Source organism: Herbiconiux sp., assembly GCF_023264895.1.
Lineage (GTDB): Bacteria > Actinomycetota > Actinomycetes > Actinomycetales > Microbacteriaceae > Herbiconiux.
In genome coordinates, this window is sequence record NZ_JAHFUY010000156.1 from 1 (window position 1) to 4,209 (window position 4,209).

Here is a 4,209-nt window from a genome sequence, read left to right on the forward strand (position 1 = left end):
GATCAGGGTCGACTTGCCGGCGCCGTTGTCGCGGACGAGGGCCACGATCTCGCCCGCCTGCACGTCGAGGTCGAACTTCTTGATGGCGACGACGCCGCCGAAGTTCTTGTGGATGCCGACCAGTCGCAAGGGGGTCTCGGTGGGCGCCCCGGACGCCTTCTGGTCGGGGAGAGCGGTGTCGCTCGGCATGGTGGGTTCCAATCTCAGGGGTCGGTCAGGATGCGGGGAGGGTGAGCGGAGCGGAGCCGTCGGCGGCCCACACCCCCTCGACCCGGTGCTCGCCCGTGCCGATGCCCGACACCGCGGCGGTCGACGCCCGGGTCACGAACACCTGCGGGCGGAAGCCGAAGATCACGGTGTCGCCGACCCGGATGTCGGTGCGGCCGTTCAGCGGGATCGTCGCGTAGTAGTCGATGGCCTCGGGCGCCGGCATCTCGACCGGCAGGGCGTCGAGGTCGGCGACGGATGCGGTCATCTGGGCGGTCGTGCGCCCGGCGGCTCCGCCGTCGCCGGTGGCCACGACGATGGCCGAGGTGGCCACCCCGCCCAGCACGGGATCGACGTAGAGCCCACCGCCGAAGACGTAGGCGCGATCGTTCCAGAGGTGCGAGACCTCGGTGACGTAGGCGATCGCCGGCTCCTCCTCGAGATCCGAGACGGCGTGCGCCGGGGTCGTGCCGGTCAGTCCGTGCCCCGGCTCCACCTGGGTGGCCCCGGCCGCGGCGAGCGCCTCCAGCACCGAGATGGAGGTGGTGCCGGGAGCGTTCACCTGGATGCCGGTGCGCCCGGCGGCCTCGAGCAGCTCCACCGCCGCGGTGAGGGTCGACCGGTTGGGGGTGGCCGCCGCGGCGCCACTTGCGGCGTCGAAGAGGGTCGCGGGGAAGGTCGTGATGCCGGCGAACCGCACCCCGGGGATGGTGTCGACGAGGTCGGCCGCCGCCACGATGCCCTCGAGCGGGAAGCCGCCCTCGTGACCCGTGTAGAAGCGGTCGCCCTCCTGCACCACGCGGAGGAGGACATCCTGCACCCGGCCCCGGCGGAGCGCCGCCGCCCCCGCCTCCCTGGCTTTGGTCTCGTTGAAGACCGTCCAGTAGAGGGGCTCGAGGGCCGCCGCCGTGTCGGCCTCGTGGCGCGGGATCTGCACGAGGTGACCGAGGTGCCCGATCCGCAAGCCGCCCGAGGCGGCGGCGAGGGCGCACTGCAGGTCGACGCCCACGGCGTGGGTGATCCCGGATGCGGCGAGCACGCGCGACACGTCGGGGTTGCGGCCGAGCTGCTTGGTCATGGCGAACGGGGTGAGGCCGAGCCTGGCCGTCTCGCGTGCGAAGGCTGTGGCATTGCGGCCCACGGCGTCGAGGTCGATCGCGAAGGTGTTGGCGGGCAGCGCGCCCTCGCGGTGGAGCTCCGCGATCGCGTCGAGGAAGGCGGGGTTGCGCCGGCGGAGGAGGTCGAGGAACATCGGGGCCGCCCTTTCTAGCTGTTCTTCTTGCCGCGGAGCGAGAACGACACCGCGATGAGGATGATGGCGCCGCGCACGATCATCTGCTGCGACACGTTGAGCCCCGACAGGATGAGGCCGTTGTTGATCATGCTCATGAGCAGGCTGCCGATGAGGGCTCCGATCACGGTGCCCTTGCCGCCGAACAGGCTCGTTCCGCCCACGATCGCCGCGGCGATCACGGTCATGAGGTCGGTCTCGCCGAGCGTGTACCGCGCGCCCTGCAGCCGGCCCGCGTAGAGGAGCCCCGCCAGGGCGGCGGTCATCGCGCTGCCGACGAACACCATGAGCCGCACCCGGTTGACCTTGATGCCGCTCACCCGGGAGGCGGCCGCGCTGTTGCCCACCGCGAGCACGTGCGCGCCGTACCGGCGCTGACGCAGGAGGTGCCAGCCGACGAGCACGGCCGCCGCGGTCCACCAGACCATGATCGGGAGGCCGAGGAGGTTGCCGCCGCCGAAGATCCAGACGAAGGCCTTGTCGGTCACGGGCACCGACTGGAGGTCGGTGAGCTGGCGGGCGAGTCCGGCCACGAGCCCCATCGTCGCGAGGGTCACGAGGAAGGAGGGCAGGCGCACCCAGGTGATGAAGATGCCGTTGACGAGGCCGACGGCGGCGCCGATGGCGAGACCGCAGAGGGCCGCGAGCCACCACTGGTCGGTCGCCTGCAGCACGACTCCCGCGGTGAGCCCCGAGAGGGCCACCGTGGAGCCGATGGACAGGTCGATCTCGCCCGTGCTCAGCACGAAGACCATGCCGATGGCCATGATCGTGATCGGGGCCGCCTGGATGACGATGTTCGTGAGGTTGGTGGCGTTCAGGAAGTACTGCGTCTGGGTGACCGCGAAGAACACGAACACCAGCACGAAGCCGATGTAGACGACGTAGTTGCTCCACTTCACCGCGCCGAAGCGGGCGAGTATGCCCGGGTCGGTCTGGGTGGGAGTGCTCATCGGGAAAGACCTTTCTCTGCCGCGGCGGCGGCGTGGCGGGCGATCTCGGCCGCCCCGATCACGGGGGCGAGGGGGCCGAGCTGGCTGATGCGGACGGGGACGTGCGGCTGGCCGTAGCGGGCGAGCCAGGAGGTGACGCGCGGCACGAGGTCGGGCCTCGCGCCGATGCCGCCGCCGAGGATGACGAGCTCGGGGTCGAGCACGGCGGTGACGGCCGCGATGCCGGCGGCGAGCCACCTGGCCTCCTCGTCGACCGCGTTGACAGCCCGGGCGTCGCCGGCGGCGGCGAGGGCGAAGACCTCCTCGGCGGAGACCCCCGACCCGGTGCCGGGGTGGCCGGTGCCGGTGCCGGGTCGGTCGGGGCCGGCGTCGGGGCGGGCGTCGGGGCGGGGCCCGAGGAGGAACCGGCCCGAGACGGCGTCTCCGGCGGTCACCTCCTCGAGCGCACCGCGCACGTGGTGGGCGGGGTCGAGCGGATCGGCTCCGAGGGGGAGGAAGCCGATCTCGCCGGCGGCACCCCTCGCACCGCGCAGGAGCACGCCGTTGGCGATGACCCCCATGCCGATGCCGGTGCCGACCGAGATGAACACGAAGTCCGTGAGCCCCCGCCCGAGCCCCGCGACCAGCTCGCCCACGGCCGAGACGTTGACGTCGTTCTCGATCACGACGGGGTGGCCGAGGAGGGCGGCGAGCCGCGTGCGGAAGGGGACGCCGCCGAGCGCGGTGAGGTTGGGCGCCAGGTCGAACGACGTGCCCTCGGCATCCGGGACGCCGGCACCGCCCACCCCGGTGGCGAGCACGCGGTCGAGGGTGACGCCGACGGTCTCGCAGAGCTCGAGGGCGAGCGCGTGGATCTGCTCGACCGCCTCCGAACCGTCGGCGCTCGTCTCGATGCGCTTCTCGGCGAGGAGGTCGCCCGTGGCCGTCGCGATGCCGGCCCGGATCTTGGTGCCTCCGAGGTCGACGCCGATCACGTGGTCGCGCACGATAGGTGCGCCCTGGGCGGCGCCGTCACGGCGGCCGCTGTGCTGGGTGGTGCTCGTCATACCGGACTACTCGGTGACGCTGGCGGGCGCTTCGGTGCCGTAGTCGAGCATCCAGCCCTCGTCTATGTTCGCCTTGGTCACCGCGATGGGCTCCGAGGCCACGAGCTCGGGTGCCTCCTTGTCGAGCACGCCGTAGGCCGCGGCGATCGCGAGGCCCTTGCCGATGCCGATCGCACCGTTGCCGACCATGCCGATCACCGGGCCGTCGGCCACCATGTCGGCGGCGAGGGTGGCGTCGAGGTCGTTGGTGACGACCTTGACGTCGCTGCGGCCGGCGTCGCGGAGGGCGGAGAGCACGCCCTGGGCGGCCGTCGCCCACGGCACGTAGATGCCGGTGATGTCGGGGTTGCGGGCGATGAGCGCCGCGGCGATCTCCTGGGTCTTGGCCTCGTCGGCGAAGCCCTCCTCCGCCACGATCTCGATGTCGGGGTAGAGGAACGCCATCCAGGCCTTGAACGACTCGTCGCGCTGGTTGGTGAACCAGAAGTCGGCGTCGTGGAACATATAGGCGATCTTGCCGCTGCCGCCGAGCGCGTCGCCGAGGAGCTCGGCGTTCGTCTTGCCCGCCGCGGCGAGATCCTCGGTGACGATCGAGACGTACTGGTCGCCCGCCGTGTAGTCGGCCGGCGGGGTCGTCATGATCACGAGCTTCACACCGGCGTCGACCGCGGGCTGGAAGGTGGCGGCGGCCGAGACGGCGTCGACGGCCGTC

5 protein-coding genes are annotated in these 4,209 nt (G+C 72.0%); all 5 read right to left on the bottom strand.

Annotated elements, in window-relative coordinates; genetic code table 11:
• Positions 1–189 (bottom strand): ATP-binding cassette domain-containing protein (locus tag Q0D57_RS19145; RefSeq protein ID WP_366518647.1); only part of this gene is annotated, 189 nt, incomplete at its 3' end.
• A 25-nt stretch (positions 190–214) separates the two neighbouring features.
• Positions 215–1,459 carry an alanine racemase gene (locus Q0D57_RS19150; RefSeq protein WP_291047007.1) on the bottom strand — a complete coding sequence of 415 codons (1,245 nt, stop codon included), beginning with the start codon at positions 1,457–1,459 and terminating at the stop codon, positions 215–217.
• 14 nt (positions 1,460–1,473) lie between these two features.
• On the bottom strand, positions 1,474–2,451 hold the full coding sequence (locus Q0D57_RS19155; RefSeq protein ID WP_291047009.1) for an ABC transporter permease: 978 nt from the start codon (positions 2,449–2,451) through the stop codon (positions 1,474–1,476).
• Positions 2,448–3,497 carry an ROK family protein gene (locus Q0D57_RS19160; protein ID WP_291047010.1) on the bottom strand — a complete coding sequence of 350 codons (1,050 nt, stop codon included), beginning with the start codon at positions 3,495–3,497 and terminating at the stop codon, positions 2,448–2,450. Before Q0D57_RS19160 ends, Q0D57_RS19155 begins: the two co-directional genes overlap by 4 nt.
• A 6-nt stretch (positions 3,498–3,503) precedes the next feature.
• Positions 3,504–4,209 (bottom strand): substrate-binding domain-containing protein (locus tag Q0D57_RS19165; protein WP_291047012.1); only part of this gene is annotated, 706 nt, incomplete at its 5' end.